The 18541-nt window shown below is 64.3% G+C and carries 19 protein-coding genes and 1 pseudogene; 3 read left to right on the top strand and 17 right to left on the bottom strand.

Annotation, left to right across the window (positions count from 1 at the left end; all coding sequences use genetic code 11):
- Nucleotides 1–6: 6 nt before the first annotated feature.
- Entirely contained in the window at nucleotides 7–1626 is a 1620-nt protein-coding gene (locus tag KP001_RS03505; RefSeq protein WP_217288201.1) for an NADP-dependent glyceraldehyde-3-phosphate dehydrogenase, read from the bottom strand.
- A 227-nt stretch (nucleotides 1627–1853) separates the two neighbouring features.
- Between KP001_RS03505 and KP001_RS03500 the strand changes: the two genes are divergently transcribed.
- Nucleotides 1854–2357, top strand: coding sequence for a ferritin-like domain-containing protein (locus KP001_RS03500; protein WP_217288200.1), 504 nt, complete (start codon nucleotides 1854–1856; stop codon nucleotides 2355–2357).
- 113 nt (nucleotides 2358–2470) lie between these two features.
- On the opposite strand, the gene KP001_RS03495 is transcribed toward KP001_RS03500, so the two are convergent.
- A complete protein-coding gene (locus tag KP001_RS03495) occupies nucleotides 2471–2704 on the bottom strand; it encodes a DUF2442 domain-containing protein (protein ID WP_217288199.1) in 234 nt (77 codons plus the stop codon).
- Between the two features lie 10 nt (nucleotides 2705–2714).
- Nucleotides 2715–2984: a DUF4160 domain-containing protein gene (locus KP001_RS03490; RefSeq protein WP_217288198.1), complete on the bottom strand. Its 270-nt coding sequence runs from the start codon at nucleotides 2982–2984 to the stop codon at nucleotides 2715–2717.
- A 195-nt stretch (nucleotides 2985–3179) separates the two neighbouring features.
- Here KP001_RS03490 and KP001_RS03485 point away from each other — a divergent pair.
- Together KP001_RS03485 and KP001_RS03480 are read left to right on the top strand one after the other, a co-directional pair.
- Nucleotides 3180–4076: pseudogene (locus KP001_RS03485) on the top strand (GlxA family transcriptional regulator); the annotation flags it as partial.
- Nucleotides 4077–4170: 94 nt separating this feature from the next.
- Entirely contained in the window at nucleotides 4171–4446 is a 276-nt protein-coding gene (locus KP001_RS03480) for a DUF2917 domain-containing protein (RefSeq protein WP_217288197.1), read from the top strand.
- Between the two features lie 8 nt (nucleotides 4447–4454).
- Here KP001_RS03480 and KP001_RS03475 read toward each other — a convergent pair whose 3' ends face one another.
- The 14 genes from KP001_RS03475 to KP001_RS03410 all read right to left on the bottom strand — a co-directional run bounded on the left by KP001_RS03475 (nucleotide 4455) and on the right by KP001_RS03410 (nucleotide 18539).
- Entirely contained in the window at nucleotides 4455–4895 is a 441-nt protein-coding gene (locus KP001_RS03475) for an EamA family transporter (RefSeq protein ID WP_217288196.1), read from the bottom strand.
- Between the two features lie 11 nt (nucleotides 4896–4906).
- On the bottom strand, nucleotides 4907–6625 hold the full coding sequence (locus tag KP001_RS03470; RefSeq protein ID WP_217288195.1) for a PAS domain-containing hybrid sensor histidine kinase/response regulator family protein: 1719 nt from the start codon (nucleotides 6623–6625) through the stop codon (nucleotides 4907–4909).
- A gap of 176 nt (nucleotides 6626–6801) precedes the next feature.
- Entirely contained in the window at nucleotides 6802–7365 is a 564-nt protein-coding gene (locus tag KP001_RS03465) for a manganese efflux pump MntP (protein WP_217288194.1), read from the bottom strand.
- Between the two features lie 219 nt (nucleotides 7366–7584).
- Entirely contained in the window at nucleotides 7585–7929 is a 345-nt protein-coding gene (locus KP001_RS03460) for a DUF2845 domain-containing protein (RefSeq protein ID WP_217288193.1), read from the bottom strand.
- 75 nt (nucleotides 7930–8004) lie between these two features.
- Nucleotides 8005–9105 carry an ABC transporter ATP-binding protein gene (locus KP001_RS03455; protein WP_217288192.1) on the bottom strand — a complete coding sequence of 367 codons (1101 nt, stop codon included), beginning with the start codon at nucleotides 9103–9105 and terminating at the stop codon, nucleotides 8005–8007.
- On the bottom strand, nucleotides 9102–9800 hold the full coding sequence (locus tag KP001_RS03450) for an ABC transporter permease (protein ID WP_217288191.1): 699 nt from the start codon (nucleotides 9798–9800) through the stop codon (nucleotides 9102–9104). The genes KP001_RS03455 and KP001_RS03450 overlap by 4 nt, the downstream gene beginning before the upstream one ends.
- Nucleotides 9801–10667, bottom strand: a complete 867-nt coding sequence (locus KP001_RS03445) for an ABC transporter substrate-binding protein (RefSeq protein ID WP_217288190.1) — start codon at nucleotides 10665–10667, stop codon at nucleotides 9801–9803. It abuts the gene before it with no gap.
- A 175-nt stretch (nucleotides 10668–10842) separates the two neighbouring features.
- Nucleotides 10843–11655 (bottom strand): TOBE domain-containing protein, encoded by an 813-nt coding sequence (locus KP001_RS03440; RefSeq protein WP_217288189.1) that lies wholly within the window; start codon nucleotides 11653–11655, stop codon nucleotides 10843–10845.
- A 244-nt stretch (nucleotides 11656–11899) separates the two neighbouring features.
- The gene (locus KP001_RS03435) at nucleotides 11900–12679 is read right to left on the bottom strand and encodes a TIGR04290 family methyltransferase (protein ID WP_217288188.1); all 780 of its coding nucleotides are present in this window, start codon (nucleotides 12677–12679) and stop codon (nucleotides 11900–11902) included.
- Nucleotides 12680–12694: 15 nt separating this feature from the next.
- Nucleotides 12695–13750 carry a CgeB family protein gene (locus KP001_RS03430; RefSeq protein ID WP_217288187.1) on the bottom strand — a complete coding sequence of 352 codons (1056 nt, stop codon included), beginning with the start codon at nucleotides 13748–13750 and terminating at the stop codon, nucleotides 12695–12697.
- A complete protein-coding gene (locus KP001_RS03425; protein ID WP_217288186.1) occupies nucleotides 13747–14856 on the bottom strand; it encodes a CgeB family protein in 1110 nt (369 codons plus the stop codon). Before KP001_RS03425 ends, KP001_RS03430 begins: the two co-directional genes overlap by 4 nt.
- A 198-nt stretch (nucleotides 14857–15054) precedes the next feature.
- Nucleotides 15055–16146, bottom strand: coding sequence for a CgeB family protein (locus KP001_RS03420; protein WP_217288185.1), 1092 nt, complete (start codon nucleotides 16144–16146; stop codon nucleotides 15055–15057).
- A gap of 41 nt (nucleotides 16147–16187) precedes the next feature.
- The gene (locus tag KP001_RS03415) at nucleotides 16188–17333 is read right to left on the bottom strand and encodes a glycosyltransferase family 4 protein (RefSeq protein ID WP_217288184.1); all 1146 of its coding nucleotides are present in this window, start codon (nucleotides 17331–17333) and stop codon (nucleotides 16188–16190) included.
- A 204-nt stretch (nucleotides 17334–17537) separates the two neighbouring features.
- Nucleotides 17538–18539: a Gfo/Idh/MocA family protein gene (locus KP001_RS03410; RefSeq protein WP_217288183.1), complete on the bottom strand. Its 1002-nt coding sequence runs from the start codon at nucleotides 18537–18539 to the stop codon at nucleotides 17538–17540.
- Nucleotides 18540–18541: the final 2 nt, after the last annotated feature.

Raw genomic sequence — 18541 nt, 5'->3', positions numbered from 1 at the left:
GCAAACTCAGAGGATGTAATCGGTGGAGAGGAAGTGGGACTTCCTTTCCTTCACGATGCCCGTGATGATGTCGCGGTTGGCGTCGGTCTCGCGCGCCGCCACCACGATGCGGATGGAGAAGACGCGCAGCGCGTCGGCGACGGACTGGGTCCCTTCGGCGGAGTTCTTGCGGCCGTTGAAGGGGAAGCTGTCCGGGCTTCTCTGGCACTTGCTGTTGATATTGATGCGGCAGACCTGGTTCACCAGGGCGTCGATCAGCTGCGCCAACTGCTCTTCGTTCCTGCCGAAGATGCTCGCCTGCTGGCCGTAGTTGGACTGCACCACGTAGTCGATGGTCTCTTTCAAGTCGTCGTACACCACCACCGGGACCACCGGGCCGAACTGCTCCTCGTGGTAGAGCCGCATCCGCGAGGTCACCGGGTACAGGAGCGCCGGGTAGAAGAAAGAGGCACTCCTGGTACCGCCGCCGGGGTTCACCACCCGGGCACCGAGGGCCCCGGCGTCGCGAAGAAGTCCTTCCAGGTACTCCGGTTTCTCGGGCTCGGGAAGTGCCGTGATGGCCACATCCTCCTGCCAGGGGACCCCGCAGGTGAGCGACGCGATCCCCTGCGCCATCCCCTCCAGGAAGCGGTCGGCGATGGTGCGGTGCACGAAGATGATCTTGAGCGCGGTGCAGCGCTGGCCGTTGAACCCCAGGGCTCCGGAAAGACATTCCTCGACGGCGAGGTCGAGATCCGCGTCGGGAAGGATAATGGCCGGATTCTTGGCGTCGAGCCCGAGCACGCAGCGTAGCCGGTGCGGGCGGGGATGGCTCGCGCGCAGGGCGTCGGCCACGCGGCTGGTGCCGATGAAGCCCAGCACGTCGACGCGCCCGGTGGCCATCAAGGGGGGGAGCACCTCCTCGCCGTCGCCGTACACCGTGTTGATGACACCGGCCGGGAAGCAGTCGCGAAAGGCGGCCAGGAGCGGCTCGAACAGGAGGATGCCGAAGCGCGGCGGCTTGAGGATGATGGTGTTCCCCATCACCAGTGCGGGGATGAGCGTGGTGAAGGTCTCGTACAGGGGGAAGTTGTAGGGCCCCATGCAGAGCACGACTCCGAGCGGCGCGCGGCGGATCTGCCCGATGATCCCCTGCTGGATGACAAAGCGTGAGGAAACCCGGTCCAGTTCCTTGAGCGCATCGATGGTGTCCTTCACGTAGGCGAGCGCCCGGTCGAATTCGGCCTCGGCCTCCTTCAAGGACTTGCCGATCTCCCACATGAGGAGTTTCACCACCTCGCCGCGCTTTTCCCGCACCGCGCGGCTGAAGCAGGTCACGCACTTGATGCGCTCCCCGACCGACATGGTGGGCCAGGCGCCCCGGCCGTTGTCGTAGGCGGTGACTGCGACGTCGAGCGCCTCGAGCGAGGCGGCCACGGAAAGCGCGGGCGCCTCCCCGATCCTCTGCGCCCGGGGGTGCTCACCGTCCATCACCTGCACCGGCGAGAGCACCTCCTGCATCGGTCCGTTCCAGCGGCGCAGCTCGCCGCCGATCAGGTAGTAGTCCTGGCGGATGGGTTTTTCAATGCGGTACGGGGCGGGGATTTCCTGCGGCAACGGGGACAGTCCTGCGATCTTCTTCTTCACTTTGCCTTCCTTGCTGACAGACGTGATTGCCGGAGAGATGGATCCGGCCTCTGGTCGACGCGAAGCGTCACTCATGAGCTATACGCCAACACAGAAGCAGGGTCAACCTGTTTGATCGGCTCTTGTTGTAGAGGCGGCACTCATTGCGCAATGACAAAGCGCCAGTATACTCCATTGAGTCTGGATTATTCCCCGATGACACAAGATCGGCAAAAGGAGATATGCATATGGGATCAAAGGGACGTGAAATAGTCGGAATGGACGTCGAGGAACTGCTGACCCTGCTCAACCGTGCGTTCTGTGACGAGTGGTTCGCCTACTATCAGTACTGGCTGGGCGCGAAGCTTGTGAAGGGGCCGATGAAGGACGCGGTCGGGGCGGAGCTTTTGGTGCACGCCACCGAGGAGTTGGCCCATGCCGACATGGTGGCCCTGCGCATCATCCAGTTGGGCGGCACCCCGGTCACCAAGCCCGAGGAGTGGTACAAGTTCACCAACTGCGGCTACGACGCGCCGGACGACCCCTTCGTGAAGACCATCCTGGAGCAGAACATCAAGGGTGAGCAGTGCGCCATCGGCGTGTACAAGAGGCTTTTGGACCTGACCCGCGAGAAGGACCCGGTCACCTACAACATGGTGCTCACCATCCTGCAGCAGGAGGTCGAGCACGAGGAGGACCTGCAGGCGCTTCTGGAGGACTACGAGCTGCTGGTGGGAGCGCTGAAGGGGTAGCCCCCTCCGCGAGTTATGCACACTAAAAAAGCCCTGTCCTTCCGGACGGGGCTTTTTTTCCGGCGCCTCTCTCTTTGAAGAAGGCCGGTACATACTCAACTACGCCTCCACTGTCAGATCGGCACGGACTCGTCGTAGAGTGTCTCCGGGGCGATATCGATCTCTCCCGGCCAGACGACAGTGCCATATTCAGCACGCGCCAGCTTGAACACTTCGGGAGCGGCAACCTTATCCCACGGCTTCATCTTGAGCAATGGCCGCATGTCGAACCGGCGCTTTTCTCCGTTGGCGTAGAAAAGATCCAATCGAAAATCAACCTGCGGAACGACCTTTACAACATCTACCATCATGTTCACCTCACTGAAGAGGAGCGATTCGGAACGGCTCGTCGCCGTTCACCGCCAGCTCCCAATCAACCGTTAACTCTTCTTTGTGTATCTCGATCCAGGCCTGCACCAGCTTGAGCTGCTTGGCTGGCAAAGAGCCGTCCAGCATAGAGCCATCGTCGATTGCAATTGCAGCTTCATCTCCCTGGTAGCGGCAGTGGATATGAGGACGATGGTGACGCCGGTTGTCTCTGAAGTACATCAAGACCAGGATCCCGTAGAACATGCTTATGGTCGGCATACTGCCTCCATAAAAAACCGGTTACTGAACCGTACTTCTGACGGGAAACTTTAGAGGAATTGGCAAGTTGTGTCAACACTCCCCCTGCGCCGCGGGCAAGAAATGGCAGGATCTGCAGGTTCGTTGTCCTTGAACGGGAACCGGTGTTGTGCAATGATTCCCGCAGGCTAGCAAACCAGAAAGCAGGAGGTCCCCATGCAGGAGCCACTTACCATAGCGGTCGCCGCCTATGAAGGCGCGGAACTGCTCGACGTCACCGGACCTGTCGAGGTGTTCAACATGCTGAACCGCTGCCTCGGCGAATCGCAGCCCAAGCGGCCGGGCTACCGCATCGTGCTCCTCGGGGAAAAGGCCGGGCCGTTCACAACCTGCCCCGGTGTCAGAATCGTTGCCGACCACGCCTGGGAGGAACTGCCGGATCAGGCAGACACCATCCTGGTCCCGGGAAGCCCGGACGACGCGCTGGAGCGGGCGATGAAGAACGAGAGGTTCGTCTCATGGCTGGCGACGGATGGGGCGCGGGCAAGGCGCCTGGTCTCGGTCTGCACGGGTTCGCTCATCCTGGCCGAGGCGGGGCTTTTAAAGGGGAAGCGGGCGACCACGCACTGGATGGACCTGGAGCGGCTGCGGCGCGACTACCCGGAGGTGCTGGTCGAGAACGATGCCATCTACACGCGCGACGGCGCGGTGGCTACCTCGGCCGGGGTGACCGCGGGGATGGACCTGGCACTCGCCCTGGTCGAGGAGGATTTCGGAAGGAAGACGGCGCTCGCCGTGGCACGGCGTCTGGTGATGTTCCTGAAAAGGCCGGGAGGACAGGCCCAGTTCAGCACCCAGCTCCGGGCCCAGATGGTCGAGGGGGGAGCGCTCGCGCCGCTGCTCGCCTGGCTCAGGGAGAACCCGTGCCACAAGGCGACGGTGGAGGACCTGGCACGGCGGGCGGCGATGAGCCCGCGCAACTTCGCCCGGGTGTTCCTGCGCGAGACCGGGAAGACCCCGGCCAGGTACCTGGACCAGCTCCGGCTGGAGCGCTCCGTCGCCCTCCTGGAGGAAACCACCCTGCCGCTGGAACGTGTTGCCCGGGACAGCGGCTTCACCTGCGCCGAGCAGATGCGGCGCGCCTTCATCCGCGAGATGGGGGTCACCCCCTCGCCTACCGGACCCGGTTCTGACCGAGGAGGTTCTTATGCGCTACCTGTTGGCCCAAGGAGAAATCATCACGCTGCAAAACGGCGACGCCATCGAATCGCTGTCGCTTCTCGCCGGGGCGATCTGGCTGACCCGCTCCTCGGATACCCGCGACTACTGCCTGCAAGAAGGGACGCGCCTGGCGGTGGTGCGCGGCGAGACGCTGATCATCGAGGCCCTCACCCCTGCCACCCTGACCGTCAACTGCCGCCTGCGCCGCGCCGGTGTCCACATCACCACGGCCTGGCCTCACACCTCACCCCGCACCGCCTGACCGCGCCGTTACCCCTTCACCGCCGGGGCGACCGGCCAGCTGATGATCACGACGCCGAGGATGCAGGTGGCGATGCCGACCAGCCGCAGCCAGTGCATCTCCCCTCCCAGAAACCAGTAGGAAAGAAGCAGAACCAGGGCGGACTGACAGCCTATGATGGCGAGGGCGTACCCCGCGTTCGCGCTCGACGAGGTGGCGAGGAACATGGCCCAATTGCCGAGGACGCTGAAGGCCCCTGCCGCTACCAGCAGGGGCACAGCCGGCTTCCAGGCCGTCCACATCGCCCAATCCCCAGCGGACCAGGCCGCGAAGCTCACCGTGAGTACCAGCGAGAGCACCAGCATGGAGAACTGGACCGAGACCCCGCGTTTGACGGCGGCGGTCATGAACAGCACCATGAAAGCGAAGCTCACCAGCGCGGTGAGGGCCTGGGTAACCCAGTTCCACATGCCTGACCTCCTTAATCTTCTTTGATGGCTCCCGTGCGCTCCAGCACCTGCCGGATGGTCCGCCCCAGGGTCAGCGACGTGTACGGCTTCATCAGGCAGGCACGGATACCGTACTCGGCATCCCTGTCGTCAACGGTTTCCTTGAACCCGGTGCAGAGGATGATCGGTAAGTCGGGACGCAGCGCGGAGATCTCCTTGGCCAGCGACTTCCCCGACAGCCCCGGCATGGTGAGGTCGGTGATCACCAGGTCGAAGCGGGAGGGATCGGCGCGGAAAATATCCAGGGCACCGGCGCTGTTGCTGGAGGTGACCACGCTGTAGCCCAGGTTCTCCAGGATCCCCTGCCCCAGGACGGTGAGGGATTCCTCGTCATCCACGAACAGGATGCGCTCGCTTCCCTGCAGCAATTGCTCCGGCACTTCTTCTTCTAGGGTGATCTCCAATGAGACGGCCGGGAGGAAGACCTCGAAGCAGGTCCCCCGGCCCGGCTCGCTGTGCACCGCTATGGCACCGCCGTGGTTCTTCACGATCCCGTGGACGACGGCGAGGCCGAGGCCGGTCCCCTCCCCCGCGGGCTTCGTGGTGAAATAGGGGTCGAAGATCCGCTCCAGCATGCGGCTTTCCATGCCGCGGCCGGTGTCGCGCACGGTGAGGTGCAGGTGCGGTACTGGGGCGAGAAAGGGAAACGGGGCGAGTTCAGGAGAGCCGGCCGCGACCTCGCGCAGCGAAACGGTCAGTGCACCCCCCTCCGGCAGCATGGCGTGGGCCGCGTTGGTGCCGAGGTTCATCAGCACCTGGTGCAACTGGGTGGGATCGGCAAGCACCTTGTCGGCGTCGGGGGTAACGGCGACCTCCTTGACCATGGCGATGGAGGTGGGAAGCGAGGAGCGCAGCAGACGGCAGGCATCGTCAATGATGGCGGCCAGGTGCACCGGCTTTCTTTCCTGCTCGGTGTGCCTGCTGAAACTGAGGATCTGCCGCACCAGGTCCGCCGCCCGCTGCGCCGCCGTGAAGACCTGCTGCATTTCCGCCCGCCCCACCCCTCCCTCGGGCACCTTGTGCAGCACCATGTCGGTGAAGCCGAGGATGGAAGTGAGGATGTTGTTGAAGTCGTGGGCGATACCGGCGGCGAGCGTGCCGATCGCCTCCATCTTCTGAGCCTGGCGCAGTTCCTTCTCGGTTTTCCGCAGTTCCGCCGTCCGCGCCTCGACCCGCATTTCCAGCAGGTCGTTGGCCTCCAGCACGGCGCGCGTGGCCACCTCGGCCCGCTCCTTGGCCGCGACCAGCTCCTCGGTCCGCTCCCGGACCAGGTCCTCAAGGTGGTCGCGGTACTTGATCAGTTCGGCTTCGGCGACCTTCTGCTCGGTGATATCGGTGCCGCTGCCGATCCAGCGCACGATACGGCCGTCCGCATCCTTTTGGGCGACCGCCCGCGACAGCACCCAGCGGTACTCTCCGTCGAAACGACGGTTGCGGTGCAGGCAGCTGTAAGGCTCTCCGGTCTCGAGGGAATGTTTCCATTTTTGCGCGGTGATGGCGACGTCGTCGGGGTGGATGATGCTGCGCCAGGGCTCGGGGTCTGGCTCGCCCGGAGTCAGGCCGTTGAACTCGTACCAGCGCAGGTTGGCGAAGTCCTGGGCGCCGTCGGGCGTCGCCGTCCAGACGATCTGGGGGATCGTATCGATGATGAAGCGGCACAGTTCTTCGGTGGGATGAAGAATATCGGTCACTCAGCCCTCTGTTACAGACAAGCTCTTACATCGGGATCAGACAAGCGACTACTTGGTGTGGGAAAATATACAGAGGTTTTATGACACTTCAAGTCTCTTTCACAGGTTGAGGCAATGAGACTTGAAGGGTTGTGGAAAGTGAAAGACACGGACGCCCGGCAGATTCTCCTGTCGTCTTACTTTAAGAGCGTGTGCTCCAGTAGAATCTTCAGGCCTATCAGGCAGAGAACCACGCCGCCGCAAACCTCCACGCGCTTGCCCCAGTTGTCCCCGAGCCGGCGGCCAAGGAGCATGCCGGTGACGGTCAATACCGCGGCAACGATGCCGATGACGACCGAGGGAACCCACACGCTCACGCCGAGCATGGCCAGGGACAGCCCGACCGCGAACGCGTCGATGCTGGTGGCGACCGAGAGCATCACCATGGTGAGCCCCCTGGTGGGGTCGGACGGGGAGGAGTCATCGTCCTCCTCGAAGGCTTCGACGATCATCCTGCCCCCGACGTAGGCCAGGAGGCCGAAAGCGATCCAATGGTCATAGGCGGTGATCCATTTCTGGACCGTGAGGCCGAGCAGCCACCCCGCGATGGGCATGAGCGCCTGGAACAGGCCGAAGTGGAAACCGAGGCGGAACAGGTGACGGCTGGTGACCGGGTTGAGTACGGCGCCCGTGGCAAGGGCGACGGCGAAAGCGTCCATCGCCAGGGCCAGGGCGATGCCGAAGATGCTGATCCAATCCATTAAAACTCCAACTTATTCAAACTTCTGTTGTAGATCCGATAATGTCCTCTTCCTCTGCAAGCAGCGGATCCTCCCTCTCCCCCTGGGAGAGGGGCGGGGTGAGGGCAGCGTAACGAAGGGAGAGTGGAGCCGGCGGCAGCGCCCTCACCCGGCCTGAGGCCACCCTCTCCCGCAGGGCGAGGGAATGGACGGCAGCTGACAAAGCGACAGGCGGATGCCCTAGTAGCCGTAATCGAGACTCTGGATGCGGGAGACCCGGCCGTCCTGCAACTCCAGCTGGTACTGAAACTCGTTGCGGCCGAAATTGAAGATCCAATTGTCGACGATGATGTTGGTGATGCTCCTGGTAGGGCCGGACTGCTGGTCCTTCTGCACCACCTTCCTGGAACTTTGAGTGGTCGTGGCGGGCTGACCGCACTTGGCGAGCACCTCTCCGGCGGAGTCCCCGACCGACACGATGCCACCTTTGCACCTCATGGTGTCGGTGCCGGTGTCGGCGAAGGCGGTGGGGGACAGCATCACGACTGCCGAGAGGGCGGCGATCAGGTTGACGGCTTTTTTCATGCTCATCCTCCTTGTTCTCCTGTTGGCAAAACAGATAGGAATATAAGGCACAAGCGCTCTTTTGAAAAGCGCTATTTACGCGGCACGCCTGCGGATGAGATGAACGGAGGTGGCCTTGAACGATGCGTAAACCTCCTTTCCCTCACACAGTTCCAGCTTGGCAAAGGACTCCCGGGTCACGTAGGCGGTGAGCGGGAAGCCGCAGTCCAGCTGCAGCCGCAGAAACGGCCCCATCGAGGCGACGTCGGTGACGCGTCCCGCGTAGAGGTTCCTGGCGCTGCTTTTTTGGTCCGGATGGCTCACGCTGATGGTGACGTTTTCCGGCCTGATGCAGCAGTAGACCCGTGCGCCCGGTTCAACGTCCCCTACCGTGTCGACCTCCCGCCCGGCCACCACCACGGCCATCTGCTGGTCGTTGTTGCTGACGACCTCACCCTCGAGGATGGTTTCCATCCCCACGAAATTCGCGACGAACTCGTTCACCGGATGGTTCATCACCTCCGCCGGGGTCCCCTGCTGCACGATGCGGCCGCCGTTCATAACCACGATGCGCTGCGACATCCTGAGCGCCTCGGACTGGTCGTGGGTGACCAGGATGGCGGCGATGCCCCGGTCCCGTATGATGCCGTCCATGTCGTCGGTGAGCGCCTGCCGCGTGGGGGGATCGAGGTTGGCGAACGGTTCGTCGAAGAAGATCACCTCGGGCTCAACGGCGAAGGCGCGCGCGAGGCTCACGCGCCGGGCCTCGCCGCCGGAGAGCTTGCGCGCCGAGCGCTGGGCCATGTGGGCGAGGTTGAAGCGCTCCAGGTAGGTGGCGACCCGCTTCTTGATCTCGCCGCGCCCCATCCCCCTGATGTTCAGGCCGCTCGCCACGTTGTCGAAGACCGTGGCGTCGAAAAGGAGGGGGTCCTGCAGCACCATCGCGGTGCGGCGGCGCAGGTCAAGCCACTGTGCCTGGGAGCCGATGACGCTGCCGCGGTAGGAAACGGTGCCGGTCTGGCACTTCATGAGCCCTAAAACGGAAAGGAGCAGGGTCGACTTCCCCGCGCCGTTGGGACCGATCAGGGAGACGAACTCGTTTTGGTACAAAGAAAAAGAGGGTATGTCGAGAACCGGCACGCCGCCTCGGTCAACCCTCAGCTCTTTCAGCTCGAGCAGGTTTTGTCGCTGGGTCATCTGGGTCTTTCCCGCTGCTGGATGTAGGTGAGGATGTAGTTGACGGCGAAGCAGAATAACAGAAGTATCACCGACAGGGCAATGGCCATGTCGAAGTTGCCCCTGCCGGTCTCCATGACCGTGGCGGTGGTGAGCACCCGGGTGTACCCCCTGACGTTGCCGCCGACCATGATGGAGGCCCCCACCTCGGAGATCACGCCGCCGAAGCCGGCCATGACCCCCGCCATGAGCGGGAGCCGTGCCTCCTTGATCAGCATCCAGACCATCTGGACCCGTGTCGCCCCGAGAGCGAGGATCTGCAGCCTCAGGGTCGCCGGGAGGTTCTGCATCGCGCCGATGGTGACCCCCATGACGATGGGGGTCGCGATGACGGTCTGCGCGATGATGATGGCGGTCGGGGTGTAGAGGAGCTCGAGGTAGCCCAGGGGGCCGTTTCTCCAGAGCATGATGGAGACGAAGAGGCCGACCACCACCGGCGGCAGCCCCATCCCCGTGTTGACTACGCTGACCAGGATCTTCTTGCCGGGGAAGCTGGTGAGCGCCACCAGCGTCCCGACGGAAAGACCTATGACCAGCGAAAAGAGCGTTGCGAGCCCCGAGACCTTGAGCGACAGCAAGGCGATGCCCAGCACCTCGCGGTCAAGCGACGCGAGGAGCTGGAACGCCTTTGTGAACCCTTCGAGAATTACGTCCATTTACAGCCCCAAAGATTCCGGTTTTCTGCCGGCATCGGGGAAGAAGAGCGGGGAGCCGAACTCCTTCTTGCCGAAGGTGGAGATGATCTCCTGGGTCTTCTTCGACACCATGAAATCGGCGAAAGCCTTGGCGCCGACGTTGTTCACCTTGGGCCACTTGGCCGGGTTCACCGCGATGACGTGGTAGATGTTGAGGAGCTTCGGCTCCCCCTGGACCATGATCTCGAGCCCGAGGTGCGCCTTCTTGTTGAGCGCCAGGTAGGTGCCGCGGTCGGCCAGGAGGTACCCCTTCTTCTCGGCGGCGACGTTCAGGGTCTCGCCCATGCCAAGCCCGGTCTGCTGGAACCACTTCTGCCCTTCCGGGTTGATGCCTGCCGCCTTGAAGAGCCCTTTCTCCTTCGCGTGGGTGCCGGAGTTGTCACCGCGGGAGAGCCACAGCGCGTTGGCCTTGGCGACGGTCTTCAGCGCATCGGCGGCGGTCTTGGCGCCGCGGATCTTCGCCGGGTCGTTGGCCGGTCCCAGCACGATGAAGTCGTTGTGCATGACGAGCTTTCTGTCCACGCCAAAGCCGTCGGCCACGAACTTCTTCTCCGCGTCCGGGGAATGCACCAGGAGGACGTCGGCCTCCCCCTTCTCCCCCATCTTCATGGCCTGGCCGCTGCCGACCGAGATGGTCTTCACGAAGTAGCCGGTCTGCTTCTCGAAGATCGGGATCAGCACGTCCAGAAGCCCGGAATCCTGGGTGGAGGTCGTGGTGGCGAGGATCAGGTTCTTCTGCTGCGCCGCCCACCCGGTGGAAACCGGGGCGACTGCGGAGAAGAGGAACAGGGCAACGAAAATCGGCAGCATTCTGAAAATTCGGTTCATCGGCAGACTCCTTCTTTAGTACTTGTTATGGTGTCGAGCGTTATGGTGCTTTTGCTACAGCGGATGGGCTGAAAAAGGGGAACGGCGAGCCGCCCCCCCTTGCTCCGGTTCATCCGGGGCTGCATCTGGCCCCTCCCCCCTTCCATTGCGGGAGGGGGAGGAGAAATGCGTTGTATCAACTGACTCCGAGGATGACGCTGGAGGCCTTGAACAGCGTGCAGGCATGCGCGCCGACCTTGAGGCCCAGGCTCGCCCCGCTTTCGTGGGTGATGACGGCGCTTATGGTGTTGCCGCCCCCGACCTCGACGTCGATTTCGGTGGAAACCGGTCCCTCCACGATCTTGGCCACGGTGCCGCACATGACGTTGCGGGCGCTGATCTTCGCGTCGTGCAGATCGGTGCCGACCATGACGGAACTGGCCTTGATGATGGCGTAGGCCGAACTCCCCTCCTTGAGGGCAAGGTTCTCCACCGCGCCATTGGTGATCACGGCGACCAGCGGCGCGCCGCCGGTGAGAACCAGGTTCACCTCCGCGTTCACCGCCCCCTTGGTTATCTTGGTGATGGTTCCGGACAACACGTTACGGGCACTCACTTTCATGGATATCCTCCGTAACAGCTTGTAGAGACTCGCCGTATCGCCGAGCCTTCCCTCGAGATTCTCCAGGAATCTGCGGTGCTCTTCCTGGAGCACGCCGTACTGCTGCACCACTTCCTTGCCGTAGGCGGTGAGGGTGGTCCCTCCCCCCCCCCGCCCGCCGGTCACCCGCTCCACCAGCGGTTTTTCGGCGAGGTTGTTGACCATGTTGACCAGATCCCAGGCGTTCTTGTAGCTGATGCCGACGGCCTTGGCCGCCTTGGTGATAGAACCCAGGTCGTCTATCTTCTGCAAAAGGGCAATCCGGTCCAACCCCAGGAACTTCTGCTCGTCCTTGTGGAACCAGAGAGCGCCTTCAAGCTCAATGCCGCGTTTCGCGCCACGACCCAATTCACACCTCGTTTAACAGCAGAGACTGTGACGAGTTCCGCACAGGCATCTGCCAATATCTGACCCAGTATACGATCATCTCATTGAGAGTAAAGCCGGGTGGTTTTACCCTTCGTCCGGCCGTTATATCACAAACATCATAACGTAGACACAAAAAGTGACTCGAAATTGCGTATACCTTTTTGTAAAGGCATCGCCGGCCGTTGCAATGACAGGCGTGAATGCGTCATGGGGTGACGCCGGCTCATTCGCCGGCGTTGGTGGCGGAGAGGTATTCCGGGCGGTTCCAGGTGGTCATGCAGGAGGGATGCTCCGGGTCCGGGTTGCAGAGGTAAATCTCGTCGCCAGGATGGCCGGAAATCTTGAGCCCGGCGGAGCGGAGCATCGCCTCGATCCCGGCATGGTTGGCGATCCACCAGTTGGTCGGGTCCCCGGCGAAACGCTCCTCGATGAACGCCATCTTGGGCCACCCCCCGTCGAGCAGGGCCTCCCGCTCGTTGATCCAGAAATCGTGCTGTCCGGCGACCTCGCGGCCGGGCATGGTGATGGTCTGGAACAGCATCATGCCCGCCGTCTTCTGCGCCACGATGTCGAGCGCCAGCATCGGGTAGCGCAGGTGGTAGAACACCCCCATGAAGAGGACCAGGTCGAACTTCCCCTTCACTCGCGACAGGTCGTAGACCTGCATCTGCCTGAACTCAACGAGGTCGCACAGGCCGTACTGGGCGGCGGCCCAGTTCGCCTGGTCGAGGTAGTGGCTGTCGCAGTCGATGCCGAGCACCCGGGCGCCGCGGCGCGCCAGTTCGAACGAGTAAAAGCCCGCGTTGCAGCCGATGTCGAGCGCGCTCCACCCGGTCAGGTCCTCCGGGATGCAGCCCGAAATCTCGCGCCACTTGAAACTGGGGAAGTCCCCCAGGAAATGATCCGGGGCCGTTTCGGTCCCGTCGGGCAGGTGCAGGTTGTGAAACCAGGGGGACAGCTCCCTGATGTCGTCTTCAACGGTTCTCGGTTTGGCGTGGGTCATGCTTTTCCCTCTCCTTCACAGCGCGGTCAGGTACTCCTCGAGTTCCTCCGCCCGACAGGCGGCGGAGTGTGACTTCAGCACCCGCGCGCGGGCGCGCTCGCCGATGGCGCGGCGCTCCTCGTCGGGGAAGCGCTGCAGTATGCGCAGCATCTCCTGGCTGCCGGAGGCGAGCAGGATCTCCTTGCCGGGCACGAAGAACTGCTCCAGCCCCGGCCAGTGATCGCTCACGATGGGGACGGCGCAGGCGGCGGCCTCGAAGAGACGCACGCTGGGGGAATAGCCGGCCACCTGCATCTGCTTCCTGGTCAGGTTCAGGGTGAAACGCTGCGAGCTGTAGAACTCGCTGTGGCACTCCGGGGGGAGGTGCTCGATGCGGTGCGTGTTCCTGGACCACTTGATGTCGGACGGGTACTGCGCCCCCGCCACCACGAAACGCCCCTTCTCCCAGGAGGACGCGGGCTGGCAGAGCAGTTGTTCCAGGCCGGGCTGACGGTCCCGGCTGTAGGTGCCCAGGTACCCAAGGTCCCAGCGAGGGGTGATCTGCACCGGGTAATGCACCATGGGGTCCACCGAGCAGTACAGGGCGCGCGCCGCCCGGGAACCGTAGTGGCGCTCGAGGTGGTCCAGCGTCGGGCCGCCGGTGAAGGAGAAGTAAAGATCGTAACAGGGGATCAGATCCTCACTCAGGTACTGGCACTCCCCCCGGGCCAGGGAGGCCAGGGTGACCGGCGTATCGATGTCGTAGAACGCCTTGATACCCTTGGCGTGCTTGCTGATCCACCGCCCCACCTCGATCCCCTGGTAGACGTAGGAGCCGACGATGACACAGTCGGCGTCGCAGATCTCGGGGCCGTACTCGGCGAAGAGCTCGTCCAGCGACTTGTAGATAAACGTGTTGCAAAAAGGGGGCTCGGGGAGGTCGCGGTGCTTCTCGTACCACTGCGCGTCGCGCTCCAGGAACAGGATCTCGTGCCCGCGGCGTTCCATTTCCCGCAACAGCCCGCGGTAGGTGGTGGCGTGGCCGTTGCCCCAGGACGAGGTGATGGAGAGGCCGAAAACGACGATTTTCATGGCGCGCCTCCGATGTAGCCGTGATCGACGGAGCCCGTGGCGAAGATCTCCTGGAACTGCCTGGCCCGGTGCGCGTAGGTGTGGTGCGCCCTCACCCGCGCCAGGGCCCGTGTCCCCATGGCCGCCGCGACCGACGGGGTAAGCCGCTCAAGGATCTCCGCCACCTGTTCACCGCTCCCCGCGACGCAGATCTCCCACTCCGGCTCGAAGAACTCCTCGATCCCGTCCCACTGGTCGGTGATGATGCAGGCGCCGGCGCCGGCGGCCTCGAAGACGCGGGTGGCCGGGGAAAAACCGTTGCGCGCCATGCCGTCCCGGCTCACGTTGAGGACGGCCCGCGAACTGCAGTTGAAGGCGTTGTGGTCGCCGGTCCCCACGTGTCCCAGGTAGCGCACGTTGCCCGAGCGCTCCTTGTCGTCCCAGCCGCTGCCGGCCAAAAGGAAACTGCGGTCGGGAAGGTTGCGGGCCACCGAGAGGAAGAAGGTGTCGACGCGATGCTCGCGGTCCGGCAGACGGTTCCCCAGGAAGGAAAGGTCCGCCTTGAAGCGCGCCTCGGGGGGGACCGGGTAGTGGGTGTCGGGGTCGAGCGCGTTGTAGATGGGGATGCAGCCGCGGGCGCCGAATCGGCGGTAAGCCGCGACGATGGGCGCGCCGCCGCCGTAGGTGAGCACCAGGTCGTAGCGCGGGATCAGGGCGCGGAGCGGGTCGGCGGTATCGCTGCCGATCCGCTCCAGGGTCGCCGGGGCGTCGACGTCCCAGAAGATGACCTGTGTCCCCACCCGCTTCAAGTGGAGCACTTCGCGTTCGAGCAGCTCGTCGAATACGCCGACCCCGCTCGCCTTGATGATCAAATCGGCGCCCCGGGCCGCCTCCAGCGAACGGAACACGCCGTTCTCCGTGGCGGGGTAGACGACGACCCTGGCCCAGTCGGGGTCTTCGATGTCGCGGTGGGCCTGGCGGTCGTAGGCGTCGGGTTCGTAGAAGGTGATGCGGTGTCCCAGGCGCGACAGCGCCCGCACCATGCCGCGGTAGTAGGTCGCCGCGCCGTTCCAGTAGGCGGAGACCAGGCTCGAAGCGAAGAATGCGATGTTCAGTGGTACGGCCATGGCAGTTCCTTTCAGGGGGAAGTTGAAAACAGCTGATCTGTAAAACGGTTACGCAAAGTTGCCTTTGGTCCCCCCTCCCCTGCGGGAGGGGGTTAGGGGGTGGGGGAAGGTGCCATTATTTCCGTATGTTGCGGCTCCCCCCCGCCTCCTCCGGCAAACGGAGCGGGAGCCGGCTAAGATGGCAAAAGCGTTTCACGCTCAAATGCCGAGCTCGCGGCATATGGCCAGCAGTTCCTGGACCCGGTGGCGGCAGGTATGCCGGGCCAGGATGGTGGCGCGGCCGTGCTCGGCGAGGCCCCTGGCCCGCTCCGGGTCCTGCAGCAGGCTCCGCATCTGCCGCTCCATGTCCCGCCCGTCCCGGGCGTAGAGGAGGTCGGCGCCGCCGGTGAAAAGCCCGTCGCTGTCGACCCACGGGGCGGAGACCAGCGGGATGCCGCAGGCCAGCGCCTCGAAGGGACGGATGGTGGGGATGCCCGGGAGGGCCTCCACGTAGGGGCGGCGCGGTATGTGAACCGTGAGCCGGAAACGGCTGAAAACCTTTGGCACCTCGAAGTTGGGGAGCCAGCCGCCGTAGCCGATCCCCGCCTCGGCCAGAAGCTGCAGCGCCTGGTTAGGGTAGCGCACGCCGTACACCACACCTTTCAGGTGCAGCCTGCGCACCGGTTCCACGAAGAATTCCCGGATCTCCTGGCTGCGCTCGTCGTCGCCCCAGTTGCCGATCCAGACCACGTCCCCGACCTTGTCGGGGGAGTCGAGCGGCCGGAATACCCGCACGTCCGCCGCCTCGTGCCAGAGCCAGACCCGCTTCGCCCACCCGCGGGAAAGGTAGATCTCCCGGATCCTGGCGCCGTAGGCGAGCACCCCGTCGAAGCCGGAGAGGTCATATGCCGCCATCGCCCCCTCGTCGGTAACGCTTCTGTGATGGGTGTCGTGGAACAGGAGGCGGTAGCCGCCGCCGTTTTTGCGATGCTCCCCCAGGCGCCGGACCAACTCGTGGTCGCTCCACTCGTGCACGATGACGAGGGCGGCACCGTCCAGGGCCCGGTCGAGGTCAAGCTCGTCCAGCCGGTAACGGGTGCCGGCGAGTCCGGGATAGGCGCGCTCGAAGCCGCGCAGCGCCACGTCGCCAGAGTCGCGCAGCATGTTGCTGTAGCTCCAGCCGTTCTCCGGCTCGTAGACCGTGACCTCGTGCCCGAGCTGCCCAAGCTCCGTGACGATACCCCGCAGGAAATGGGCGTTGCCGTGGTTCCAGTCCGAAAGGATGGAGTGGTAGAACATCACGATGCGCATGATTCAGCGTGCCTCCCGAGCGTTGTTTCCCCCCTCCCGACTCACTCCCCAACCTCCACGGCCCGGCCCGCGCGCAGCCGGCTGTAAAGGGCCAGGTATCCCTCCGTCATCCGGGCGGCGGAGAAGCTGCGGCTTCTCTCCAGCGCCTTCTCCCTGAGGCTCGCCTGACGGCTGCGGTCGGCGCAGAGCGCCCGGAGCTGCTTCTGCAGGTCCGTGGCAGAATCGGGGTCGACGAACAGGGCCGCCCCGTCCCAGAGCTCCCGCAGACTCGGGATGTCGCCAAGGACCAGGGCGCAGCCGGAAAGGGCCGCCTCCAGGACGGTGAGGCCGAAGGGCTCGTAGCGCGCCGGTAGCACGTAGATGGCGGCGGCCGCGTACCAGGGGGCCAGCGACTCCGGCGCCAGGAAGCCGAGCCGGTTCACGCCGTCGACGTTGGCCGCCCCGCCGCCGGGCTGGTTGATCTCCCCGGCGACGTACACCGGCCATGGGAGGTCGTAGGCGTTACGCACCAGGGCGCCGATGTTCTTCGCCTCGTCCCAGACCCGCCCCACGGAAAGGATGAAGTCCTCCTTCCTGCCGGGACGGAATCTCGTGCGGCCGCGGGCGTTGTAGACCACCTGCGCGTCGGGCAGCGGGAGGTAGAGCCTCCTGATGCAGTCGAGCATCGCCGACGAGGGGGCGGCCACCAGGTCCGCGGCGGCGAGCCCGCGGGCGACGCGGCTGCGGTAGACGTCCAGCCGCTGCGGCGCCTGTTCGCCACGCACCGCCTCCCACCAGGAGAGGACGCAGGAATGTGCCACCACGAGGCACGGGCTGCGCCAGGGGAGCGAGGCATGGACGTAGCCGTTCAGATGCACGAGGTCCGGCTTCAGTTCCGCTTCCAGCGAGAGGAGCCAGTCGCCGCACTGATCCACGTCCCCCCAGGGGTTCTCCATCCACTCCAGCCGGTACCCGCTCTCGTACAGCGTGACGTTGGCCTCGTCGGCCACCTCCCGGCGCTGCCCCGGTGAAAGGGGGCGACCCATGGTCGCGAGCGCGATGTGCACCCCGTGGGGGGCCAGGCCCCGGCTTAATTCCAGGACGTAGTTCCAGACCCCGCCGATGGGATCGGCGGTCATCAGTATCAGCTTGGGGACGCCGGGGGTGCCGTCGCCGCCTGTCGTTTTCGTGGAGCCCGGATTATTCATGAACAAAATTTCCCGCCTGCAGCATCGGGTTGAAAAATCAGTGGAAAAATTAGCCCATTAAGCGCTACCGCCTCATGAGATCGAGGCTCCGCATGCGCAGACGGGGGCGCGCCCCTCCCCTCCGTCGGGACAAAGAGCATTGCCGTAACGCACGCCCGTCGCGCTTATCGCTTTATACATGTATCTGTTTACCGACTTACCTGACTACCTTCCGTAGGCCGCGTCGAGTACCTCGGCCACCCGGACCAGGTGCTCCGCCTGAGGATCGAAGGCGCCCCCTCCTAATCTTAACTGGCGCGCCCAGGCGATGGCGCAGCGGCCGCCCCACTCATCGGGGGGAGCGGCGATGGTCTCGCAGGCCGTGCCGCGGAAGCGTTCAGCCACGAAGTCATAGAAGGAGCCCTGCACGTTCTTGAAGCTCACGCCGCCGCGGGTCCCGTAGAAGCTCGACTCGATGACGGCGTCCCGTCCCGCCGATACGTTCCAGGAACAGGCGAGCCGCACCGTGTGCCCCTCGTCCAGCACCAGGGAGACCACGGCGTAGTCCTCCACCTTCCCCGAGCCCCCCTTAAGTCTCTCCCCTCCGGCGAAAATCGAGCTGGAGACGCTGCGCACCACTGGATAACCGAAGAACCAGAGCGCCAGGTCGACCAGGTGGCTGCCGAGGTCCATGAGACACCCTCCACCTGAGAGCTCGGGGTCGTAAAACCAGTCCTTGTCCGGACCGTAGGCGTTGTGGAAGACGAGGTCGGCGGCGTAGACCTGCCCCAGTTCGCCGGAACTCACCAGCTGATGCATCTTCTGCAGGGCGTCGGTGTAGCGGTAGGAGAAGTCCACCCCCAGAAGGCGGTTCACCGCCTGCGCCGCGCCCACCACGAGTTGCGCCTCTTCCGCGTTTCTCCCCAAAGGCTTCTGGCAGAAGACGGCCAGCCCGCGGTCCAAGGCGCGCAGCGCCTGGTAACAGTGCCCGGCGCTCGGCGTCGCGATCACCACGCCGTCCAGGTCGAGCTCCAAAAGCTCCTCCAGCGACTCCAGAATCGGCGCCCCCGGCGCGAGCCTCCCCGCCTCCCGGGCGTTGTCGGGAGAAAGATCCGCGATGGCGGCCACCTCGGCCTCCCCGCTTTTGACGATGGCCTCCATCCTGTGCCGGCCGATCCAGCCGGTGCCGAGGAAACCAAGCCTCGGCAATGCCTGTTTCTTCTTCATTG

Origin of the sequence: Geomonas subterranea, from assembly GCF_019063845.1 — a bacterium.
GTDB classification, from domain to species: domain Bacteria; phylum Desulfobacterota; class Desulfuromonadia; order Geobacterales; family Geobacteraceae; genus Geomonas; species Geomonas subterranea.
Note: the sequence above shows the minus strand (reverse complement) of the source record. Positions and strands in the feature narration are given on the sequence as shown.